This is a genomic window from Micromonospora sp. NBC_01699 (genome assembly GCF_036250065.1).
Lineage (GTDB): Bacteria > Actinomycetota > Actinomycetes > Mycobacteriales > Micromonosporaceae > Micromonospora_G.
On the sequence record NZ_CP109199.1, the window covers coordinates 6,614,259 to 6,633,427 of the forward strand.

Genomic DNA, 19,169 nt, shown 5'->3' on the forward strand with positions numbered 1-19,169 from the left:
GCATCGGCCCAGCGAGTCACCCGGCACCCTGAGCAGAGCCGGGGTCGCCCCGCACCCGTGAGCGGATCGGCCGGGCCTCGCTCGTGCGGCGCGGCGGTGGGTGGGTGGGTGGGTCAGAGGCCGGCGATCCAGTTCCAGGCGTCGACCACCCACTCGGTCTGGCGTAGGTAGGCCACGCCCACACCGGCCAGGAACACCCCGGCGAGCAGGTGGGCGCCACGGGCGCTGCGCCGGACCCGGCCCAGTTGCCGTTCCAGCACTACCCGGCCGAGCAGCCGGGCCAGGGCGAACAGGCCCACCGCCACCAGCAGGGTCAGCAGGAAGGCCACCACCGGGCTGGTGAAGTCGCCCCGGGCCGAGATCGCCCAGATCCCCCAGCAGACGAAGGCGAACAGGCCACCGAGCGCACTCCAGTGCCCGCCGATGCGCAACTGCCGCAGGTGGTACGCGAGCGGCATCCGCTGCCGTGGCTCGTCCTCCACCACCGGCCAGCCGGTCCCGGTTTCCTCGTGCGGAGCGACCGGGAACGACTCGGTGCTCCGTTCGGTCCGCGGGGGTCGCGGGCCGACCGGGGCCACCCCGCGACGGAAGCCGTCGCGCTGCTGCGGCGTCACCTCGACGGTCTGCTCGGCCCACGGCTGCGTCTGGTCTGCCATCTGTCCCTGTCCTCCCCCATCGGGGCCGGTGACCCGTCCCGATTCGAGGGTAACCAGCCGGCGAAGTATCCGCCGCGCCGGCATCGATCGACGGGGTGGTCCGGGGTCGCCCGTGCACCGATCCGCCGACCGCCCGGTGAACGGGTCGCCCCGTTCGACCGCCGGGCGGGTACGGTCGGCAGATGGCTGATCCCGAGCGTCGGCGGCGCCGGCTGCGACACAACCCCGCTGGCGACGAACCGACGCCCGAGGGTCGGACGGCGGCCACCTCGGAGGTGCACGACCCGACACCGGAGGCGGGCGGCCCGCGCCGCTGGGCGGGCGGCGGCCCGCACCCCGGAACCGGCAGCCAGCCCCCCGGAACCAGCAGCCACCCCGGAACCAGCAGCCAGCAGACCGGAACCAGCGGGCACCCCGGAACCAGCAGCCAGCGCCCCGGAAGCAGCGGGCACCCCGGAACCGGCAGCCAACACTCCGGGACCAGCGGCGGGCACCCCGGATCCGGCAGCGGGCACGGCGGGGCGGGCCACGGTGGTGGTCACGGCAGCGGAAACGGCGGGGGCGGACACGGCGGCAGCGGGAATGGCGGGGCGGACGACCGGGACAGTGAGCGTGGCCTGCGCGGACTGGTCGGTTCGGGAGCGTCCCAGGTCGGCGTCGGCGCGGCCATGCGGGCCCGCGACGCGTCCCGGCCGACCGAAGCCGACCTGGCCGAGGCCGAACAGCGGGTGGTGGTGATCCGGCGCAACTGGGTGCCGCGCGAGGACCTGCCCCGCAACGGCCGCTGAGCGTACGGGGAGTCGTGGCGGGCCGCCCCCACCAGGCGCCGAGCCGTTCCGGGAGGGTGCCGGGCTGTCGTCTCGGGTAGCCGGCCCGGGGGCGGGACGCGGGGTGCAACACGCGGGCGATCGGGTGGCCCGTGGCGACCGGTCGCCGGGGTGTGCCCGCCGATCGGACCGGCCGACTGTCGTGGATCGGTCACTCGTGTTGCCGCCCGCATGATGACCCTGCGTAAATCCGATCCGTACGTTCCGCACAGGACGATGCCCCAAGACCGTCCGAGCCGGACATTACGGCGCGCCGGTGGTGGTCGCTTTCCCGGGCCTGATCGGCACCCCGCAACCGGCACCGGCGCCGGGGGCTCAGGCAGGGGGCACGGATGTCGGACCCACAACCCAAGCCCGGCGAGCACGGCGGCAGACTCTGGCGCGTACTTGCCGTGCTGTTGGTCGTCGTACTCGTCGGCAGCGCACAACCGGCGCGGGCGAGCACCCGTACGCGAGCCAACCCGGCCCCGATCAGCCCCGAGGTGTCGGCCGCACTCCAGACGCGTACCAGCACCGCCTTCCTGGTCTACCTGCGTGAACGGGCCGACCTGACCGGCGCGGCCAGGCTGGGCGGCTCGGACGCACGGGCCACCGAGGTGCACCGGCGGCTCACCGACACCGCGAGCCGTACGCAGCGCGCCCTGCTCGCCGAGCTGACCGGTCGGAAGGCCCGGCACACCGCGTACTGGATCAGCAACGCGGTCCGGGTCGAGGGGGACAGGGCGCTGGTCGACGCGATCGCGGCCCGCCCCGAGGTCGAGCGGATCGTCGCGTCCCGCAGCTACGAACTGGTCCGGCCGGAGCCCGCGAAACCGGTCGCGCGATCCGGAACAGCCGCCGCCGAATGGGGTCTGACCAGCATCGAAGCGCCGCGCGTCTGGACCGAGCTTGGCGTACGCGGTGCGGACGTGGTGGTGGCCAACATCGACACCGGGGTCGACTACGCGCACCCGGCGCTCGTCGGCAAGTACCGGGGCAACCTCGGCAACGGCAACTTCGACCACGACTACAACTGGTACGACCCGGCCGCCGTCTGCCCCGACGCCGCCCCCTGCGACAACGACGGGCACGGCAGCCACACCATGGGCACCATGGTCGGCGACGACGGCCCCGAGAACCAGATAGGGGTCGCGCCGGGCGCGAAATGGATCGCCGCCAAGGGCTGCGAGAGCAGCAGCTGCTCCGACACCTCGCTGCTCGCCGCCGGCCAGTGGGTGCTCGCCCCGACCGACGGCAACGGCAAGAATCCCCGCCCGGACCTGCACGCCGACATCGTCAACAACTCCTGGGGCGGCGGCTCCGGCGACCGCTGGTACGCCGACACCGTCGACGCCTGGCGGGCGGTCGGCATCTTCCCGAGCTTCTCCACCGGCAACTCCGGCCCCGACTGCGGCACCGCCGGCTCCCCCGGCGACTACCCCGGCTCCTACGCCGCCGGCTCGTACGCGGCCGACAACACCATCTCCGACTTCTCCAGCCGGGGCGCGTCCGCGGTCGACGGCGGTATCAAGCCGAACATCGCCGCCCCCGGCCAGGAGATCCGCTCCAGCACGCCGGACAACACGTACGCCTGGTTCAGCGGCACCTCGATGGCGACCCCGCACGTCGCCGGCACGGTGGCCCTGATCTGGTCGGCCGCGCCGGCCCTGCGCGGGGACCTGGCCGCCACCGAGGAACTGCTCGACAGCACCGCGACCGACGTTGACGCGGTCGAGTGCGGCGGAACCGTGGCCGACAACAACACCTTCGGCGAGGGCCGGCTGAACGCGTACCAGGCGGTGAAGGCCGCCCCCCGCGGACCGGTCGGTCAGCTTCGAGGCACGGTGACCGCGGCGGCCGGCGGCGCCCCGATCGCCGACGCCACGGTCAGCGTCGCCGGTCGGTCGTACCGGACCGGACCGGACGGCCGGTACGCGTTCGCGCTGCCGGCCGGCCAGCACCGGGTCACCGCCGCCGCATACGGCTTCGTCGCCCGGACCGAGACCGTTACGGTCCCCGCCGACGGCTCGGTCACCCGCGACTTCGCCCTGGTCGCGGCGCCGATCGTGACCGTCACGGGCAGGGTCGGCGACGGCTCCGGCCACCGCTGGCCGCTCTACGCCGCGATCGCCGTCCCGGACCGTCCCGGCGGGCCGATCTTCACGGACCCGGTCACCGGACAGTTCAGCTTCACCGTGCCCGGCAGCACCACCTACCAGGTCACCACCACCGTCCAGTACCCCGGCTACCCGCCGGTGACCACCGAGCTGAAGCTCGGCGAGGCGGGCCGCACGGCGAACATCGCCGTACCGGTCGGGGCGGACTGCACCGCCCCCGGTTACCGCAGCGCCGCCGGTGGTGGCTGCGCGCCGGTGCCGGGCGGCCTGGTCGTCGGCAACACCTTCGACCACAACACCGGTACGGCACTGAACGCGGTCCGGGTGGTCCGGGCCGACTGGGTGGCCGGTCACCCGTACGGGCTGTCGGCGGCCACCCCGGACGACCCGAACCAGCCGGACGGGTTCTACCACCTCTTCTCCGACCGGGTCGGCAGCCTCCAGTTCCGGGCCAGCCGGGCGGCGTACGCCACCGCGGGTGCCGCGGTGACCGTGGTCGCGGACGGCGTCAGCCGGGCCGACTTCGCGCTGCGGGCGGGCCGGCTCACCGTCACCCCCGGCAGCGTCGAGATCCACCAGCCGTACGGCAGCACCCGTACCGCCACGGTCACGGTGCGCAACACCGGCACCGCCCCGACCGAGGTCGAACTGCTGGAGCGGCCGGGCACCTTCGACCTGCTCTCCCGGCCCGGGGCGGCACCGGTCGAACGCCACCTCACCGGCGTCAGTACGGCCTCCCGGACGACCCGGTCGGGTGGTCCGGTCGCACCCATGGCGGCGACGCGGGCCGCACCGGCGGCGGCCGAGAGCTGGCAGCGGATCGCCGACCTGCCCACCGCCTCGTTCGACCACTCGGCCGCGGTCTGGGCGGGGAAGGTCTACTCGATCGGCGGTGGCATCGGCACCGGCACCGCCCGCCGGGCAACCGTGTACGACCCGGCGACCAACGCCTGGAGCGGCCTGCCGGACCTGCCGGTCGGGCGGGGGAAACCGTCGGTGACGGTGGCCGGGGACAAGGTCTACGTGATCGGCGGTTGGGAGGACGATGACGACTGGGACGCTCCCCCGCTGGCCGACGTCGTCGCCTACGACCTGGCCACCGGTGGCGCCTGGCAGCAGTTGCCCGGCGTGACCAACCCCGCGCCCCGGGCCGGTGCCGGCACCGCCGTCGCCGACGGCAAGCTCTACCTGGTCGGCGGCTGTGTCGACGCGGCCTGCGGAAAGTCGGCCGACCTGGTCATCTTCGACCCGGCGACGCACGAGTTCCGCACCGGGGCCGACTATCCCCGCGCGACCTCCTGGGTGTCCTGCGGCGGCATCGGCGGCCGGGTCTACTGCGCCGGTGGCAGCGCCGACGAGCCGGGCAACGAGGCGTACGTCTACGACCCGGCGACCGACGCCTGGACACCGCTGCCCGCACCGCCGGTGGCCCTCTGGGGCTCGCAGTACGCCGCCGCCGGCGGGCTACTCGTGATCAACGGCGGGATCCACGCCGACCAGGACGTGATCACCAACCGCACCATCGCGTACGACCCGGTGCAGGGCGGTTGGCGGGACCTGCCCGTCTCGCAGTTCGCGCAGTACCGGGGTGCCGGCGCGTGCGGGGCGTACAAGCTCGGCGGCATGCCGGAGCCGTGGACCCCGTCCGCCGAGTCCGAGCTGCTCGGCGGGCTGGAGTCCTGCCACGAGACGCTGGACGTACCGTGGCTGGCGCTGACGCCGGGCGTCTTCACCCTGGCACCGGGCGAGTCGAGGACGGTGACGGTCAGCCTGACCGCCACCTCGGCGGCCGGGATCGACCAACCCGGCGCGTACGCCGCCACGGTCGGGATCCGGGCCGACATCCCCTACCCGACGCCGACCGTGGCCGTCCGGACGAACGTCGCGCCGCCGCCGAGCTGGGGCAAGCTCCAGGGAACCGTGCTGGGCAAGCCGTGTACGGGGGACCCGGTGCCGGTGTCGGCGACCGTGCAGATCAACCTGGCCAACGATCCGGGCACCGGCTACACGCTGAGCGCGGACGACCAGGGCCGGTACGCCATCTGGCTGCCCCGCAGCCGGTACGACATGATCGTCGCCCGGGACGGCTGGAAGCCGCAGGGTCGACGGGTGGCGGTCAGCGCCGGCCTGGTGTCGACGGTCGACTTCACCCTCGACCCGGTACGCACCTGCGGAAGCCGGTTCGGCGGTCTCTGACCGGATGGGCCCACGACCACCCGGTGGCCGCCGGAGCAGTTGCGCTCCGGCGGCCACCGGTCCCGGTCACGGGTGTGGTCAGGACGGCAGGTGCGGCAGCGCGCCGGTCTCCTCGTACTCGGTGACCTGGGCGATCCGCCGCGCGTGCCGCTCGTTGCCGGAGAACGGCGTGGTCAGGAACGCCTCCACGATGGCGGTCGCCTCGTCCAGGGTGTGCTGGCGGGCGCCGACCGCGACCACGTTCGCGTCGTTGTGCTGCCGGGAGAGCTGGGCCGTCTCGACGCTCCAGGCCAGCGCCGCGCGGACCCCGACGACCTTGTTCGCGGCGATCTGCTCGCCGTTGCCGGAGCCGCCGATGACCACCCCGAGACTGTCCGGGTCGTCGACCACGTTGTCGCCGGTGTGCAGGCAGAACGCCGGGTAGTCGTCGTCCGGGTCGAACACGTGCGGACCCACGTCGACCACCTCGTAGCCCTGCTTGGCCAGGTGGTTGACCAGGTGCACCTTCAACTCGAAGCCGGCGTGGTCGGATCCCAGGTAGACGCGCATGACAGGCAGTCTCTCAGCCCGCACCGACGGCCCGACGCGCAGGCGTCGACAACCCGGCGCGGCTCACACCCGTACCCGGCCGGTTCATGCTTTCAGCTCCGCCAGCACCAGGCCACCGCGGGCCTTCGGGGTGAACCAGGTGCTCTTGCGGGGCATCTTCTGCCGGGCCAGGTTCACCGCGACGAAGTCGTCCACGGTGACCGGGGCGATCAGGACGGCCAGCTCCGCCCGACCGGAGTCGACCTCGCCGGCCAGCCAGCCGGCCGGGTAGTCGCCGCCGACGTAGGTGATCCGCTTGTCGCCCGGATCCAGTCCGAGGGCGTCGCGCAGCAGCACCCGTTCGACCAGGGCGTGGTCGAGGTTCTCCACCACGTTGCCGGACCCGGCCGGCAGGCTGACCGCGTACGCCTGCCCGGCGAGGTAGAGCACGACCGGCTCGCCGGCTGCCGGCACGACCGGCGCCCCGGCGACCGGTTCGACCCGCGCGCCCGCCTCCCGGAGTCGGCCGAGCAACTCCTCGGCGCCGCTGGTCAGCTCGCTGATCAGCCGGTTGTAAGGCTGGATGGCCACCGAGGCCGGGGTGGTGATCACGCTGAGGAAGCGCGGCAGGCCACCGGTCTGGGCGGCCAGGCTGCGGTGGTTGCCGTCCGCGACGACCAGCTCGCCGGCACCGGCGAGCGCACGCAGCTCGTCCTGGGCCGGTCCCGGACCGAGCAGCCAGATGGCGTGCGTCCGACCGGCCTGGTCGGTGTCGGTCGCCGCGGGCGCCCCGGCCGTCTCGGTCGCCGCCGCGAGCGCGGCGTGCAGCTCGTCGCCCCGCCCGGTCTGGAGCAGCAGTACGGGTGAGAGCAGGTGCCCGGTGGCGTCGGCGAGTGCCACCCGCTCCCGGACCTTGGCGATGAAGACGTCCTCGTTGCGGATCACCAGGCCCGGCTCGTCCGCGCTGGTGGAGATCTCGTCGGTGTCGACCAGGGCGAACATCCCGTAGCCGGGCTCGTCGACCGGTGAGCTGATCCGGTACAGCACCACCACCTCGTCGGCCGGGGTGTAGCTGCCGTCGGCCTTCGCCTCGGCCAGCCGGGCGACCGCGTCGGGCAGGGCCTCGACGAAGGAGCGACCGAGGCTCTCCGGTGCCCGGTGCGGCATCTCGATGGCGAGTGCGCTGTGCGGATTGGCCTCGATGATCGCGGTGATCTCGGCGTCGTCGGCGAACTCGTCGTAGTTCTGCGCACCGGTGCCGCCGGTGGTGATCCAGGCCCGGTTGATCGGGTGTACGACCGTCATGTCCGGTGACGCTACCGGGCCGTCGCGAGCGCGGAACGTGGATCCCCCGCGCCTGTCCACCGGCTGGACCTGCCTCCGGTTCACCGGCTGGGCCTGCCTGCGGCCGACGCTCAGCCGCCCGACGCCCGACCGGTCGACGCTGCGCCGATCGGTGCCGTACGGCGGTGCCGACCGGCCCGGCGGCGCGCCACCGGCGACGTGGCGGCCAGCGCGCTGGCCGGCACCGGCGCGGCCCCGACCACGATCGGCGGGGCGACCAGGTCGGCCAGGTGCTCGGGCAGACCGGGGTGCAGTGCCGGCCACCGGCAGTCGTCCACCGACCAGTAGGCGCCGCCCAGGTTCCGGGCCACCTCGGGGGTCATGGCGGGGTGCTGGTCACGGTCGTGGTGGTGCTTCGGCATCGGGGCCTCTCCGGTGGGTCGACGTGACCGGGCGGCCGGTGGCACCGGCCGCGACGGACGCTGGGTCCAACGAGCGGGGTCACCGCCCGGTCACGCCGTACCACCGGCCCGCCCGGTGTCGCCGGTTCGGGCCGATGTCGAAGATCGGGCCGATGTCGAAGATCGGGCCGGTCAGTCGAAGATCGGGCCGATCGTCCGGGAGCGCTTCAGCTCGTAGAAGCCGGGGGTGCCGGCGACCAGGAGCACGCCGTCCCAGAGCCGGCCGGCGGCGTCGCCCTTGGGGGCCGGGGTGACCACCGGGCCGAAGAAGGCGACCGTCTCGCCGTCGACCGGGCCGGGGGCGTGGATCACCGGGGTGCCGACGTCGGTGCCGACCGGCCGCATACCGGCCTCGTGGCTGGCCCGCAGCGCCTCGTCGTACTCGGTCGCGTCGGCCACGGCGGCGAGTCCCGGGTCCAGGCCGACGTCGGCCAGTGCGGCGGCGTACAGCTCCGGGCCCCGCTTCTCGCCGCCGGGGTGAATTCGGGTGCCGAGCGCGGTGTAGAGGTCCCGTACCGCCTGCTGGCCGTACTTCTGCTCGACGGCGATGCAGATGCGCACCGGACCCCACGCGGTCTTGAGGAATTCCGTGTATTCCGCCGGCAGGTCCCGGCCCTCGTTCAGCACCGCCAGGCTCATCACCCGGAATTCCACGTCGACCGGGCGGACCTGCTCCACCTCCAGCAACCAGCGGGAGGTCATCCACGCCCAGGGACAGGCCGGGTCAAAGTACATCGTGACGCTCGCGCGCTCGGGCACGGCGACTCCCTTCAATATCCAAGATAAGACGAATTGCAATCCACCTGAACAAATCTTCACCCCGGACACACCCGGACAGCACGGAGATGAGACCGTGAGTTGGACCACCCCCGCCCGCTCCCCCACGTGAAACACTCGACGGGAGCCACCGGGGGTGGATCTTCGCTGTCAGTGAGGACAGCGGGCGAATTGCGGATGGAGATATGACGTGCCGGGAGTGCGCAACCTTACCCAGGTCGAGGCGACCGAGCGGGCCCGCCTGCTCGACGTCGCCGGGTACGACATCAGCCTGGATCTGACCTCCGGCGGCCTCGCCGCCGACAACCGCACCTTCCGGTCGGTGACCGAAGTCAGGTTCCGCTGCGCCGAGCCCGGTGCCAGCACCTTCATCGAGGTGGCCGCCGACTCGGTCCGGGCGGCCACCCTCAACGGCGCGCCCGTCGACCTCGACACCTGGTCGGCCGAGAACGGCCTCACCCTGACCGATCTCGCGGCCGAGAACACCCTGGTCGTCGACGCCGACTTCCTCTACTCGGCCAGCGGGCAGGGCCTGCACCGCAGCGTCGACCCGGTGGACGGCGAGACCTACCTCTACAGCCAGTTCGAGACGGCCGACGCGCAGCGGGTCTTCGCCTGCTTCGACCAGCCCGACCTGAAGAGCGTCTACACCTGGCACGCCACCGTTCCGGCGCACTGGCGGGCGATCTCCAACATGCCGGTGGTGGCCGAGGAGACCGACGGCGGCGCGACAAAGACCGTCCACTTTGCCGAGTCGGCCCGGATGAGCAGCTACATCACCGCGCTCTGCGCCGGCCCGTACCACGAGGTCCGGTACAGCCACGACGGCATCAGCATGGGTTACTACTGCCGGGCCAGCATGGCCGAGCACATGGACGCCGACGACCTGCACCTGATCACCACGCAGGGCTTCGACTTCTTCCACGAGCAGTTCGGGGTCCGCTATCCGCTGCCCAAGTACGACCAGCTCTGGGTGCCCGACTTCAACGCCGGTGCGATGGAGAACTTCGGCTGCGTCACCCACTCGGAGACGCACTACATCTTCCGCTCCCAGGTCACCGACTTCGAGTACGAGCAGCGCGCCAACACGATCCTGCACGAGCTGGCCCACATGTGGTTCGGCAACCTGGTCACCATGCGCTGGTGGAACGACCTGTGGCTGAACGAGTCGTTTGCCGAGTGGGCCAGCCACTGGGCCAACACGCACGCCACCCGGTTCTCCGACGCGTGGACCACCTTCCTGTCCATCCGGAAGAACTGGGGCTACCGGCAGGACCAGCTCACCTCGACCCACCCGGTCTACTGCGAGATGCCGGACCTGGAGGCGGTCGAGGTCAACTTCGACGGCATCACGTACGCCAAGGGCGCCAGCGTGCTCAAGCAGCTCGTCGCGTACGTGGGCGAGGAGCCGTTCCGGGACGGTCTGCGCAGCTACTTCGGCCGGTACGCGTGGGGCAACGCCACCTTCGACGACCTGCTCTCCGAACTGGAGACGGCCTCCGGCCGGGAGCTGCGCAAGTTCGCCGCCCAGTGGCTGGAGACGGCGCAGGTCAACACGTTGCGCCCGGAGGTGACGATCGCCGCCGACGGCACGTACGAGCGGGTGGTCGTCCGCCAGGAGGCGCCCGCCGACTACCCGACCCTGCGTACGCACCGGATCGGCGTCGGCCTGTACGACCTGCGCGACGGCCGGCTGGTCCGGCGGGACCGGATCGAGGTCGACGTGTCCGGTGAGGCCACCGAGCTGACCCAGCTCGCCGGGGTGGCCGCGCCGGACGTGCTGCTGCTCAACGACGACGACCTGACGTACGCGAAGCTGCGCCTCGACGAGCGGTCGATGGCGACGGTGGTGCAGCACGTCAGCGCGTTCGAGTCGTCCCTGCCCCGGGCGCTGTGCTGGGCCGCCGCCTGGGACATGGTCCGCGACGCCGAACTGTCCGCCCGCGACTACGTGGCGCTGGTGCTGGCCGGGTTGCCGGCCGAGAGTGACATCAACCTGGTCACCCAGACCCTGCGTCAGGCCGCCAGCACGCTCGCCATGTACGCCGACCCGGACTGGGCGCCGACCGGCTGGGCGGACCTGGCCCGTACCGCCAGGACCGCGGTCCGGCTCGCCGAACCGGGCAGCGGCCTACAGCTCGCCTGGGCGCGTACCTACGCCTCGGCGGCCCGGTCCGAGGAGGACCTGGCCACGCTGCGCGGCTGGCTCGACGGCACCGACGTGCCGGACGGGCTCGCCATCGACACCGAGCTGCGCTGGACCGTACTGCGGGCCCTGGTCGCCACCGGTGCCGCCGGCACCCCCGAGATCGACGCCGAGCTGGCCGGTGACCGGACCGCGAGCGGTGAGCGCGAGGCGGCGCTGACCCGCGCGCTGGTGCCGACGGCCGAGCACAAGGCCGAGGTCTGGGCGGCGTTGACCGGGGACGAGATCCTGCCGAACTGGCGCAGCCGGGCCCTGCTTCAGGGCTTCCAGCACCCGGCCCAGGTGGAGTTGGCGGCGCCGTACACGGGCCGGTACTTCGAGGCACTCGGCCGGGTCTGGGCGAGCCGGGACAGCGAGCCCGCGCAGGAGTTCGTCATCCTGGCCTACCCGGCCTACCAGGTGAGCCCGGAGACGATCACCGCCACCGACGAGTGGCTGGCCCAGCCGGGTCACCCGGCACCGCTGCGCCGGCTGGTGACCGAGGGTCGCGACGGTGTGGTCCGGGCGATCGACGCCCGCGCCCGGGACGCCGCCACCGCCTGAGTACACAGAGAACCCGGCCGCGTCAGCCGACGCGGCCGGGTTTCTCGTGGTAGCGGGGTATCTCGTAGCGGCGGGTTACGCCTTGCCGGCGCGGCTGGCGAGCTGGTCGAGACCGCTGATGATGCCGCCGGCCAGGTCGCCGCCACCGAAGGCGGCCACCATGGACAGCGCGGCCAGCTTGGCGTCCCGGTCCGGGATCCGCTTGCGGGACTCGGCACCGGTGATCACCTCCAGCAGCCGCTGGTTCGGCGAGACGGCGATCAGCACCGACCGGGCCGGCTCGGCGAGCTGTTCCAGCAGCCGTACGGCGTGTTCGCGGGTGGGTTCGTCGAGGGCACCGACGTAGACCGTGAAGACCAGCCCGCTGCCCTGGTCGGCGAGGCGGAGCGCCTCGTCGATGCGGAGCAGCTGGCGGGTCGAGAACGGACCGTCGAGCACGTCCGGGTGGCCGGCCGGCTCCGGTTCCGCCGGGCTGTACTTCGTCAACGCCTGCTCACCAGCGGTCACTTGCGCCTCCCGTTGTGCCCGCCTGACTCGGCGTACCCGTGGTCTCGGTCTCCGCGCCGGTCAGCTCGGCGGCCCGGCCGCTGCCCCGAAGGGCTGCGGCGGCCGAACCGGCCAGGTTCTCCGGCGCGGACAGGAACCAGACCGGGGTGAAGTCGAATGGCCGTCCCGGCCGATACCGTCGGGCACTCCGTCCGCCGCTACCGGCGAGCGCCAGCACGGCGATCACCAGCACCACGGCAGCCGGGATCCCGACGAAATACAGCAAGGTGTCGGTAACCGTCCACTGCTCGGTAGCAGACAACCTCAACGCTCCCAGGCGTGATAGGGACCAAACACCCGGCCCAGGGTTGGGCGGCCAGGCTGCCGGTCCGCTCCGACTCAGACGATGTCAACGGTATCGGAGTGCGGCGCGCCGCGTATCTCGGGGTGGTGATCCCACCCCCCGCTGACCTGCCATACCACCCGCCGGGCTACTGCCCGACCGTACGGGCGAGCGCGTCGGCCAGCCGCCAGCAGTCGTGGTACGTCGAGTAGAGCGGCACCGGGGCGGCCCGGATCACGTCCGGCTCCCGCGAGTCGGTCAGCACCCCGTGCTCGAACCGCAGCCGACGGGCCAGTTCGGCGGCACCGCCCCGGCCGATCCGCAGCGAGAGCTGGGCGCCGCGCCGATCCGGGTCACGCGGGGTCAGCAGGGTCAGCGGCCGGGTCGCCACGACCTCGTCGAGCAGGCGCAACGCGTACCCGGTCAACCGGACGCTCCGCTCGCGCAGCGCGACCATGCCGACCGAGTCGAACAGCTCCAGCGACGTACGGACCGGGCCCATCGCCAGGATCGGCGGGTTGGAGACCTGCCAGGCGTCGGCGGTGCCCGGCCGGCGGATCTCCGCCGTCATCTCGAACCGGGTCGCCGGCTCGTTGCCCCACCAGCCGTCGAACCGGGGCAGGTCCGGGTTGCCGAGGTGCCGCTCGTGCACGAACGCGGCGGCCACCGACCCCGGCCCCGAGTTCAGATACTTGTACGTGCACCAGGCGGCGAAGTCCACATCCCAGTCGTGCAGCCGCAGCGGCACGTTGCCGGCGGCGTGGGCGAGGTCCCAGCCGACCACCGCACCGGCCGCCCGACCGGCGCGGGTGATCGCCTCGATGTCCATCAGCTCGCCGGTGAGGTAGTTGACCCCGCCGAGCAGCACCAGCGCGACCCGGTCACCCTCCCGATCGAGGTAGTCGAGCACGTCTTCGGTGCGCAGGTTCTCCTCGCCCGGCCGGGCGCGCAGCCGGACCACCGTCTCGTCCGGGTCGAGCCCGTGGAAGGCGGCCTGGCTGCGGACGGCGTAACTGTCCGACGGGAACGCGCCGTCCTCGATGACTATCCGGAACCGGTCGGCGGACGGGCGGTAGAACGACACCATCAGCAGGTGCAGGTTGACCGTGAGGGTGTTCATCACCACGGTCTCCGCCGGCAGGGCGCCGACCAGTCGCGCGGCCGGTCCGGTGAGCAACCCGACGTACGGGGTCCAGGGGCGGTCACCCTCGAAGTGGCCCTCGATCGCCAGCCGGGCCCACTTGTCCAGCTCTTCCAGCAGTTCGGTACGGGTCGCCCGGGGCTGGAGGCCGAGGGAGTTGCCGACCAGGTAGGCGCTGTCGGCGTACCGGCCGCCCTCGGCCGGCGGGATCAGGAACAGGTCCCGGTGTCCGGGGTCGGCGGCGTCGAGACGGTGGGCTTCTTCTTCGGCAGCGTGCATGCGTTCGTCCACTTCGCGAAAGGGGTGTTCCGGTTCCCGGTCGGTCGACCCGTACGTCACATCAGCGTCCGGGCCGACCACAGCTCGGGGAAGACCGTACGGGCCATGCTCCGTTGCAGCCAGGTCACGCCGCCCGAGCCACCGGAGCCGGCCTTGGCGCCCATCGCCCGCTGGGTCGCCTTGAGGTGCTGGTAGCGCCAGTCGCCGAACTGCTCGGCGACCTCGGTCAGCGCCTCGCCGAGCGGGCGCAGCAGGTTCTCCGGGCCGGTGTCGGCGTAGATCTCGACCCAGGCCCGCTCGACCGCCGCGTCCGGCTCAGTCGGCTCAGTCGGCGCGGTCGACTCGGTCGACTCGGTCGACTCGGTCGGGTCGGTCGACTCGGTCGGGTCGGTCGACTCGGTCGGGTCGGTCGGGTCCCGGTCCGGCGGGGCGACCGCGAGATCGAAGCCCCGGCGGGCGAGCAGCGCCAGCGTCTCGTCCCAGAGGCTCGGTTCGTGCAGAGCGTCGACCAGGGCCTCGTACACCGCCGGCTGGCGGCGGAACGGGCGGACCAGCGAGGCGGTCTTCAGGCCGAGCAGGAACTCCAGTTGCCGGTACATCGCGGACTGGAAGCCGGAGCCCTCGCCGAGCAGGTCGCGGAACTTGTTGAAGTCGGCCGGGGTCATCCAGCGCAGGCCGCGCCAGGCCGCGTTGAGCCCCTCCAGGTGCAGCGCCGCCCGGCGCAGCGAGGGCAGCGAACCCCAGACGTCGTCATCGCGTAACCGCTGCCGGGTCTCGCGCAGTTCGAAACAGGTGAGGCCGAAGTACAGCTCCATGATCTGGCTGACCATCAGGAACGACATCTCGCCCGGATCCTTGCTCAGCGTCTGCTGCAACGTGTGCAGGGTGCTGGCGTGCACGTACGCGTCGTACGGCGTACGGTCGACGAACTCCAGCGTCGGCTCGCCCGCGTTCGCCGCCGCGCGGGCGGCCCGCTCGGCCGCGTTCACCTGCCGGATCACCCCACCGGTACGGGTCGGGTCCCCGACCACCGTCACCGCTGCCCCACGCTCCGGGTTCGTCATCGCCGTCCCCTTCCCCTCCGTCGGCCCGGCGTTCTCCGCTGTCGGCCTAGCGTCATGATCTCCCCTGGCGGCCGGGGCGCGGAATGCCGAACCAACGGCGCCTGACCGTTCCGACCCTCCGGTTGCGCGGCTAGATTGGAAAACCACTTCACGAAGGAAAGGTGTGTGGCGTGGACGACATGGACTGGGCGCTGCTGCGCGAGTTGCAGGCCGATGCCCGGCTCTCGTTCAGCGAGCTGTCCCGCCGGGTGCACCTGTCCCCACCGGCGGTCGCCGAGCGGGTCCGCCGGCTGGAGGAGGCCGGGGTGGTGACCGGCTACCACGCGCATGTCGACCTGGCTCGGGCCGGCCGGAGCGTGGTGGCGCTGATCCGAATGTCCTGTTACGGGCCCCGGTGCATCCTGCGCGACCCGTCCGTCCCCGGTTGGCCGGAGGTGCTGGAGATCCACCGGATCACCGGTGACGCGTGCAGTGTGCTGAAGGTCGCCGCCGGGTCGATCGACGCCTTCGAGCAGGTGATCGACCGGCTCGCCCCGTACGGGCAGCCGTCGAGCACGATGGTGCTCTCGTCCCCGTTGAACTGGCACCCGGTCACCCCGCTGCCGCCGCCGGAGCCGGTCGAACCCTGAGCCCGCCCCCACCACCCGGCGGATCGGCACCGGCCGGAGCCGAATCACGCCCGGCCGCCGATCGGGCGTGATTCGCGGAGCCGGGTGGGAACACCGTGGGCGAACGCGGACCACGCGGTGGCCGGCCGGACGGCCGGAAGGGGGAGGTCATGCAGGGTGGCGCAGCAGTCCGTCGGGCGCTCGTCTCGACGGCCGGGGTGATCGCACTGGCCACGCCGGCGGCGCCGGTGGCGGCGGCCCCGACACCGAACCCGACCCCCATGCAGAGCGGCAACGCCTTCGTCGAGGTCACCCCGAACACCGCCCAGCCGGGCACCCGGGTGAACATCCGGGCCAGCTGCGACCAGGGGAACAACAACCAGGCGACGGTGGACTCACAGGCGTTCGGCCGGGTCGTCGTACGACCGAACAACGGCTTCCTCACCGGCGCGGTGACCATTCCCGGCAACCGGGCACCGGGCACCTTCGACGTGAACCTGAACTGCCCGAACGGCAACACCGCACACACCATGCTGACCGTGGTGAACATGAGCAAACCGACCCAGGGCCCGGCCACCGGCGGTGGCGGTACGGCCGGCGGCTTCGGCGGCCCCCTGGTGCTCGCCGGCGGCCTCGCCGTGATCGTGCTCGGCGGCGGACTCTGGCTGCTCAGCGCGCGGCGCCGGCCCGAGACGGGACCCTGAGCCAGCCCGGCCGATGGGTGAACGCCGAGCGCCGGTCCGGGCGGCGCACAGCCGGATGTGCCGCCTCGCCCGGCGGCTCGCCACCGAGGCGTCGGCGGCGAGCATCGTCACCCCGGACACCGCCGACCGGACCGCGCCCGGAACGCTGCGGCCGGGCTCGGGGCGGGCGGTCGGTACGGCCCGTGCGGTCGGCACCGCCCAACCACCCGGTCAGCGGGTCACCCGCGTACGCGGCGGCGTACGGCGACGTCCCGGACCGATACCGATCATCATCGTGCTGATGGGCCTGATCATCACCGGGTTCGGGGTGCAGTACGTGACCGGCACGAACTTCCTGCCCGGTTTCAGCTCCGGCAGCCGCCCGCCGCCGCGCAAGTTCCCGGTCATGGAACCGAGCCCACCGACCGCCATCTCGATCGGTTCGCTGGATGTGCGGGCCCGGGTCCACCGGGTCGGGATCGCACCGGACGGTTCGATCGCCGTACCGCCGCCGGACCGTTACCAGGAGGCCGGCTGGTACGACCAGAGCCCCACCCCGGGCCAGTACGGTCCGGCGGTGATCGTCGGCCACGTGGACACCCGGACCGGGCCGGCGGTCTTCCACGACCTGGCCGACGTCCGGCCCGGTGCCCGGATCGAGGTGACCCGGATGGACCGGTCGGTGGCCGTCTTCGAGGTCAATTCGGTCAAGCGGTACGACAAGTCGGAGCTGCCCACCGACCGGGTGTTCGACGACTTCAACCGCCCCGGCCTGCGTCTGATCACCTGTGGTGGCCGCTGGGTCGGCGGCGCCACCGGCTACGCGGACAACGTGGTGGTCTTCGCCTCACTCGTCTCCACCCGCCCGCCATAACCCTCTCCCCTCCCCACCCGGCACAAAGACAGAGAAAGAGTGGCTACCCACGACGGGATAACCACTCATTCTCTGAAAGTGTGCGACTGTCGGGGAGGGGTGGTGTCGCGGGCGGTCAGGCGGCTAGGTCGGCTTCGCGTAGGTCGAGCCAGTCGGCCCAGCGCGGGTCGGGGGCGCGGTGGCCGAGCACTCGCCAGGCCGTGCCCTTGGGCGGGGCCGGCAGCGCGTGCAGCCGCCAGCCGAGCTCGGCCGGGGTCTTGTCGCCCTTGCTGTGGTTGCACTTGGCGCAGGCCGCCACGACGTTCTCCCAGGCGTGCCGGCCACCCCGGCTGCGCGGGAAGACGTGGTCGATGGTCTCCGCCGGCCCCCGGCAGTACGCGCACCGCGAGCCGTCCCGGGCGAAGATCGCCCGACGGGAGAGGCCGACGTGGCTGCGGTAGGGCACCCGGACGAAGCGGGTCAGCCGGACCACCGACGGGACCGGGAGCGAGTTGCGGGCGCTGTGCAGCATGCCCTCGCCGTCGGCGACACAGACCGCCTTCGCGGAGAGGACGAGGATCGCGGCTCGACGCACCGAAACGACACACAGCGGCTCATACGTAGCGTTGAGCACCAACGAGCCAGAGCCCACCGTGGGTCGTATGTCAGGCATCGCGATCACCCTTCCGGTCGTGGCTGACGCCCCGCTCCTGTCATCTGCCGTGTGTCGACCGACGGCGCGGTTCGTCACCGACCGCGGCCGACGCCGGCAGATCACCGGCGTCCGTGCGCCAATAGTCCCCGATGGGACCCCCGATTGCACGTACTAATCCGGGGTCCCTCATGAAGCTTTTGTGTCCTGTGGCAGGATGACCGGTTCCGCCCGGTTAACCTGGGCGTCGTCGGGCCCGCGTCCGCGCCCCGGACACATCCGCCGGGGCCGCTGCCCGGCGGGGCGCCGGGCACCCGCGCCCGCCGGTGCGGTACGAAGGCAGGCGTGAATCTCGCGATCCTGTCCGCCGTACCGACACCGAGCCCGTCGGTGACCTCCACCCCGCGCCCCAGCCAGAGCTGCCTGGACAGCTTCCTGTGCCGGGCGGTGCTGGACGCGACCGACACCCCCTGGTTCGCCGAGGGCAGCTACTACATCCTGATCAAGCCGCTGCGCATCATCGCGATCGTGCTCGTCGCGATGCTGATCCGGTTCCTGCTGCACCGGACCATCAGCCGACTGGTGGACGCCACCGCGGAGGGCGTGCCGACCGTACTCAAGCCGCTGCGGGAGCGGATCCCGACCGCCGCGGTCGACCCGTCGCTGGTCGTACCGGAGCGGCGGCGCCAACGGGCCGCGGCGATCGGTTCGGTACTGCGCAGCCTGGTCACCGCCATCGTCTTCGGGATCGCCGTACTGCTGGTGCTGAGCGAACTCAGCTTCAACCTGGCACCGCTGCTGGCCAGCGCCGGAATCGCCGGGGTGGCGCTCGGCTTCGGCGCCCAGACGCTGGTCAAGGACCTGATCGCCGGCCTGTTCATGCTGCTGGAGGACCAGTACGGGGTGGGTGACACGGTCGACCTCGGCGAGGCGACCGGGGTGGTCGAGGCGGTCGGGCTGCGGATCACCACGATCCGGGACGGCCGGGGCGTGCTCTGGTACATCCGCAACGGCGAGATCATCCGGGTCGGCAACAAGAGCCAGGGCTGGGCGATGGTGGTGGTCGACATGCCGATCGGCTTCGCCGGTACGGAGGAGGCGACCGCGGTGCTGCGTACGGCGGCGGCGTCGGTGGCGGTGGACCCGGAACTCGCACCGGAGATCGTCGAGGCACCGGAGGTGCTCGGCGTCGAACAGGTCACGGTGGACGGTGCGGTGATCCGTACGGTGGTCAAAACGACCGCGGATGGTCAGTTGCCGGTCGGACGGGAGCTGCGTCGGCGGCTGGCCGAGGCACTGGAGAACTCGGGCATCACGGCACAGATCGCGGCCTCGCGGATGTACCTGCGGTCGCCGTCGCCACCGCCGGAGGGTCACGAGACCGGCCAGGGTGGAGCCACCTGAGCGGCGGTTTCGCGGGCGGGCACGGGGTGATTACGGAAACGGGGGTCAGGTCGCCGGCAAGCGGGGGTCGCGGACCACACGG

At 72.4% G+C, this 19,169-nt stretch carries 16 protein-coding genes and 1 pseudogene; 7 read left to right on the forward strand and 10 right to left on the reverse strand.

Going from position 1 to position 19,169, the window contains the following annotated elements; genetic code table 11:
* Positions 1–113 precede the first annotated feature (113 nt).
* Positions 114–656 (reverse strand): hypothetical protein, encoded by a 543-nt coding sequence (locus tag OG792_RS26985; RefSeq protein WP_329103517.1) that lies wholly within the window; start codon positions 654–656, stop codon positions 114–116.
* 581 nt (positions 657–1,237) lie between these two features.
* Between OG792_RS26985 and OG792_RS26990 the strand changes: the two are divergent.
* Together OG792_RS26990 and OG792_RS26995 are read left to right on the forward strand one after the other, a co-directional pair.
* A pseudogene (locus OG792_RS26990) lies at positions 1,238–1,444 on the forward strand (hypothetical protein); the annotation flags it as partial.
* Between the two features lie 371 nt (positions 1,445–1,815).
* The gene (locus tag OG792_RS26995; RefSeq protein WP_329103519.1) at positions 1,816–5,775 is read left to right on the forward strand and encodes a S8 family serine peptidase; all 3,960 of its coding nucleotides are present in this window, start codon (positions 1,816–1,818) and stop codon (positions 5,773–5,775) included.
* Positions 5,776–5,853: 78 nt separating this feature from the next.
* Here the strand turns inward: OG792_RS26995 and OG792_RS27000 are convergent, their stop codons facing one another.
* The 4 genes from OG792_RS27000 to OG792_RS27015 form a co-directional block, all read right to left on the reverse strand.
* The gene (locus OG792_RS27000; RefSeq protein ID WP_329103521.1) at positions 5,854–6,324 is read right to left on the reverse strand and encodes a ribose-5-phosphate isomerase; all 471 of its coding nucleotides are present in this window, start codon (positions 6,322–6,324) and stop codon (positions 5,854–5,856) included.
* A gap of 84 nt (positions 6,325–6,408) precedes the next feature.
* Entirely contained in the window at positions 6,409–7,608 is a 1,200-nt protein-coding gene (locus OG792_RS27005; RefSeq protein WP_329103523.1) for a DUF1015 family protein, read from the reverse strand.
* Between the two features lie 110 nt (positions 7,609–7,718).
* Positions 7,719–8,009: a hypothetical protein gene (locus tag OG792_RS27010; RefSeq protein ID WP_329103525.1), complete on the reverse strand. Its 291-nt coding sequence runs from the start codon at positions 8,007–8,009 to the stop codon at positions 7,719–7,721.
* 171 nt (positions 8,010–8,180) lie between these two features.
* The gene (locus OG792_RS27015; protein WP_329111448.1) at positions 8,181–8,783 is read right to left on the reverse strand and encodes a DsbA family protein; all 603 of its coding nucleotides are present in this window, start codon (positions 8,781–8,783) and stop codon (positions 8,181–8,183) included.
* A gap of 241 nt (positions 8,784–9,024) precedes the next feature.
* Here OG792_RS27015 and pepN point away from each other — a divergent pair, with 241 nt between their 5' ends.
* On the forward strand, positions 9,025–11,574 hold the full coding sequence (gene pepN, locus OG792_RS27020; RefSeq protein ID WP_329111450.1) for an aminopeptidase N: 2,550 nt from the start codon (positions 9,025–9,027) through the stop codon (positions 11,572–11,574).
* Between the two features lie 75 nt (positions 11,575–11,649).
* On the opposite strand, the gene OG792_RS27025 is transcribed toward pepN, so the two are convergent.
* From OG792_RS27025 to OG792_RS27040, 4 genes are all read right to left on the reverse strand, one after another.
* Complete coding sequence (locus tag OG792_RS27025; RefSeq protein WP_329111451.1) at positions 11,650–12,060, reverse strand: DUF5130 family protein; 411 nt, start codon at positions 12,058–12,060, stop codon at positions 11,650–11,652.
* Between the two features lie 7 nt (positions 12,061–12,067).
* The gene (gene ctaJ / locus OG792_RS27030) at positions 12,068–12,382 is read right to left on the reverse strand and encodes an aa3-type cytochrome oxidase subunit CtaJ (RefSeq protein ID WP_442932312.1); all 315 of its coding nucleotides are present in this window, start codon (positions 12,380–12,382) and stop codon (positions 12,068–12,070) included.
* A 169-nt stretch (positions 12,383–12,551) separates the two neighbouring features.
* Positions 12,552–13,823: a kynureninase gene (gene kynU / locus OG792_RS27035; RefSeq protein WP_329103527.1), complete on the reverse strand. Its 1,272-nt coding sequence runs from the start codon at positions 13,821–13,823 to the stop codon at positions 12,552–12,554.
* Between the two features lie 56 nt (positions 13,824–13,879).
* Positions 13,880–14,854, reverse strand: coding sequence for a tryptophan 2,3-dioxygenase (locus tag OG792_RS27040; protein ID WP_442932506.1), 975 nt, complete (start codon positions 14,852–14,854; stop codon positions 13,880–13,882).
* A 203-nt stretch (positions 14,855–15,057) separates the two neighbouring features.
* Here OG792_RS27040 and OG792_RS27045 point away from each other — a divergent pair, with 203 nt between their 5' ends.
* The 3 genes from OG792_RS27045 to OG792_RS27055 all read left to right on the forward strand — a co-directional run bounded on the left by OG792_RS27045 (position 15,058) and on the right by OG792_RS27055 (position 17,052).
* Complete coding sequence (locus OG792_RS27045; protein ID WP_329103531.1) at positions 15,058–15,516, forward strand: Lrp/AsnC family transcriptional regulator; 459 nt, start codon at positions 15,058–15,060, stop codon at positions 15,514–15,516.
* Positions 15,517–15,776: 260 nt separating this feature from the next.
* On the forward strand, positions 15,777–16,199 hold the full coding sequence (locus OG792_RS27050; RefSeq protein WP_329111453.1) for a hypothetical protein: 423 nt from the start codon (positions 15,777–15,779) through the stop codon (positions 16,197–16,199).
* Between the two features lie 13 nt (positions 16,200–16,212).
* A complete protein-coding gene (locus OG792_RS27055) occupies positions 16,213–17,052 on the forward strand; it encodes a class F sortase (RefSeq protein ID WP_329103534.1) in 840 nt (279 codons plus the stop codon).
* A gap of 115 nt (positions 17,053–17,167) precedes the next feature.
* Here OG792_RS27055 and OG792_RS27060 read toward each other — a convergent pair whose 3' ends face one another.
* The gene (locus tag OG792_RS27060; RefSeq protein WP_329103536.1) at positions 17,168–17,704 is read right to left on the reverse strand and encodes an HNH endonuclease; all 537 of its coding nucleotides are present in this window, start codon (positions 17,702–17,704) and stop codon (positions 17,168–17,170) included.
* A 324-nt stretch (positions 17,705–18,028) separates the two neighbouring features.
* Here OG792_RS27060 and OG792_RS27065 point away from each other — a divergent pair, with 324 nt between their 5' ends.
* Entirely contained in the window at positions 18,029–19,087 is a 1,059-nt protein-coding gene (locus OG792_RS27065; protein WP_442932313.1) for a mechanosensitive ion channel family protein, read from the forward strand.
* Positions 19,088–19,169 lie beyond the last annotated feature (82 nt).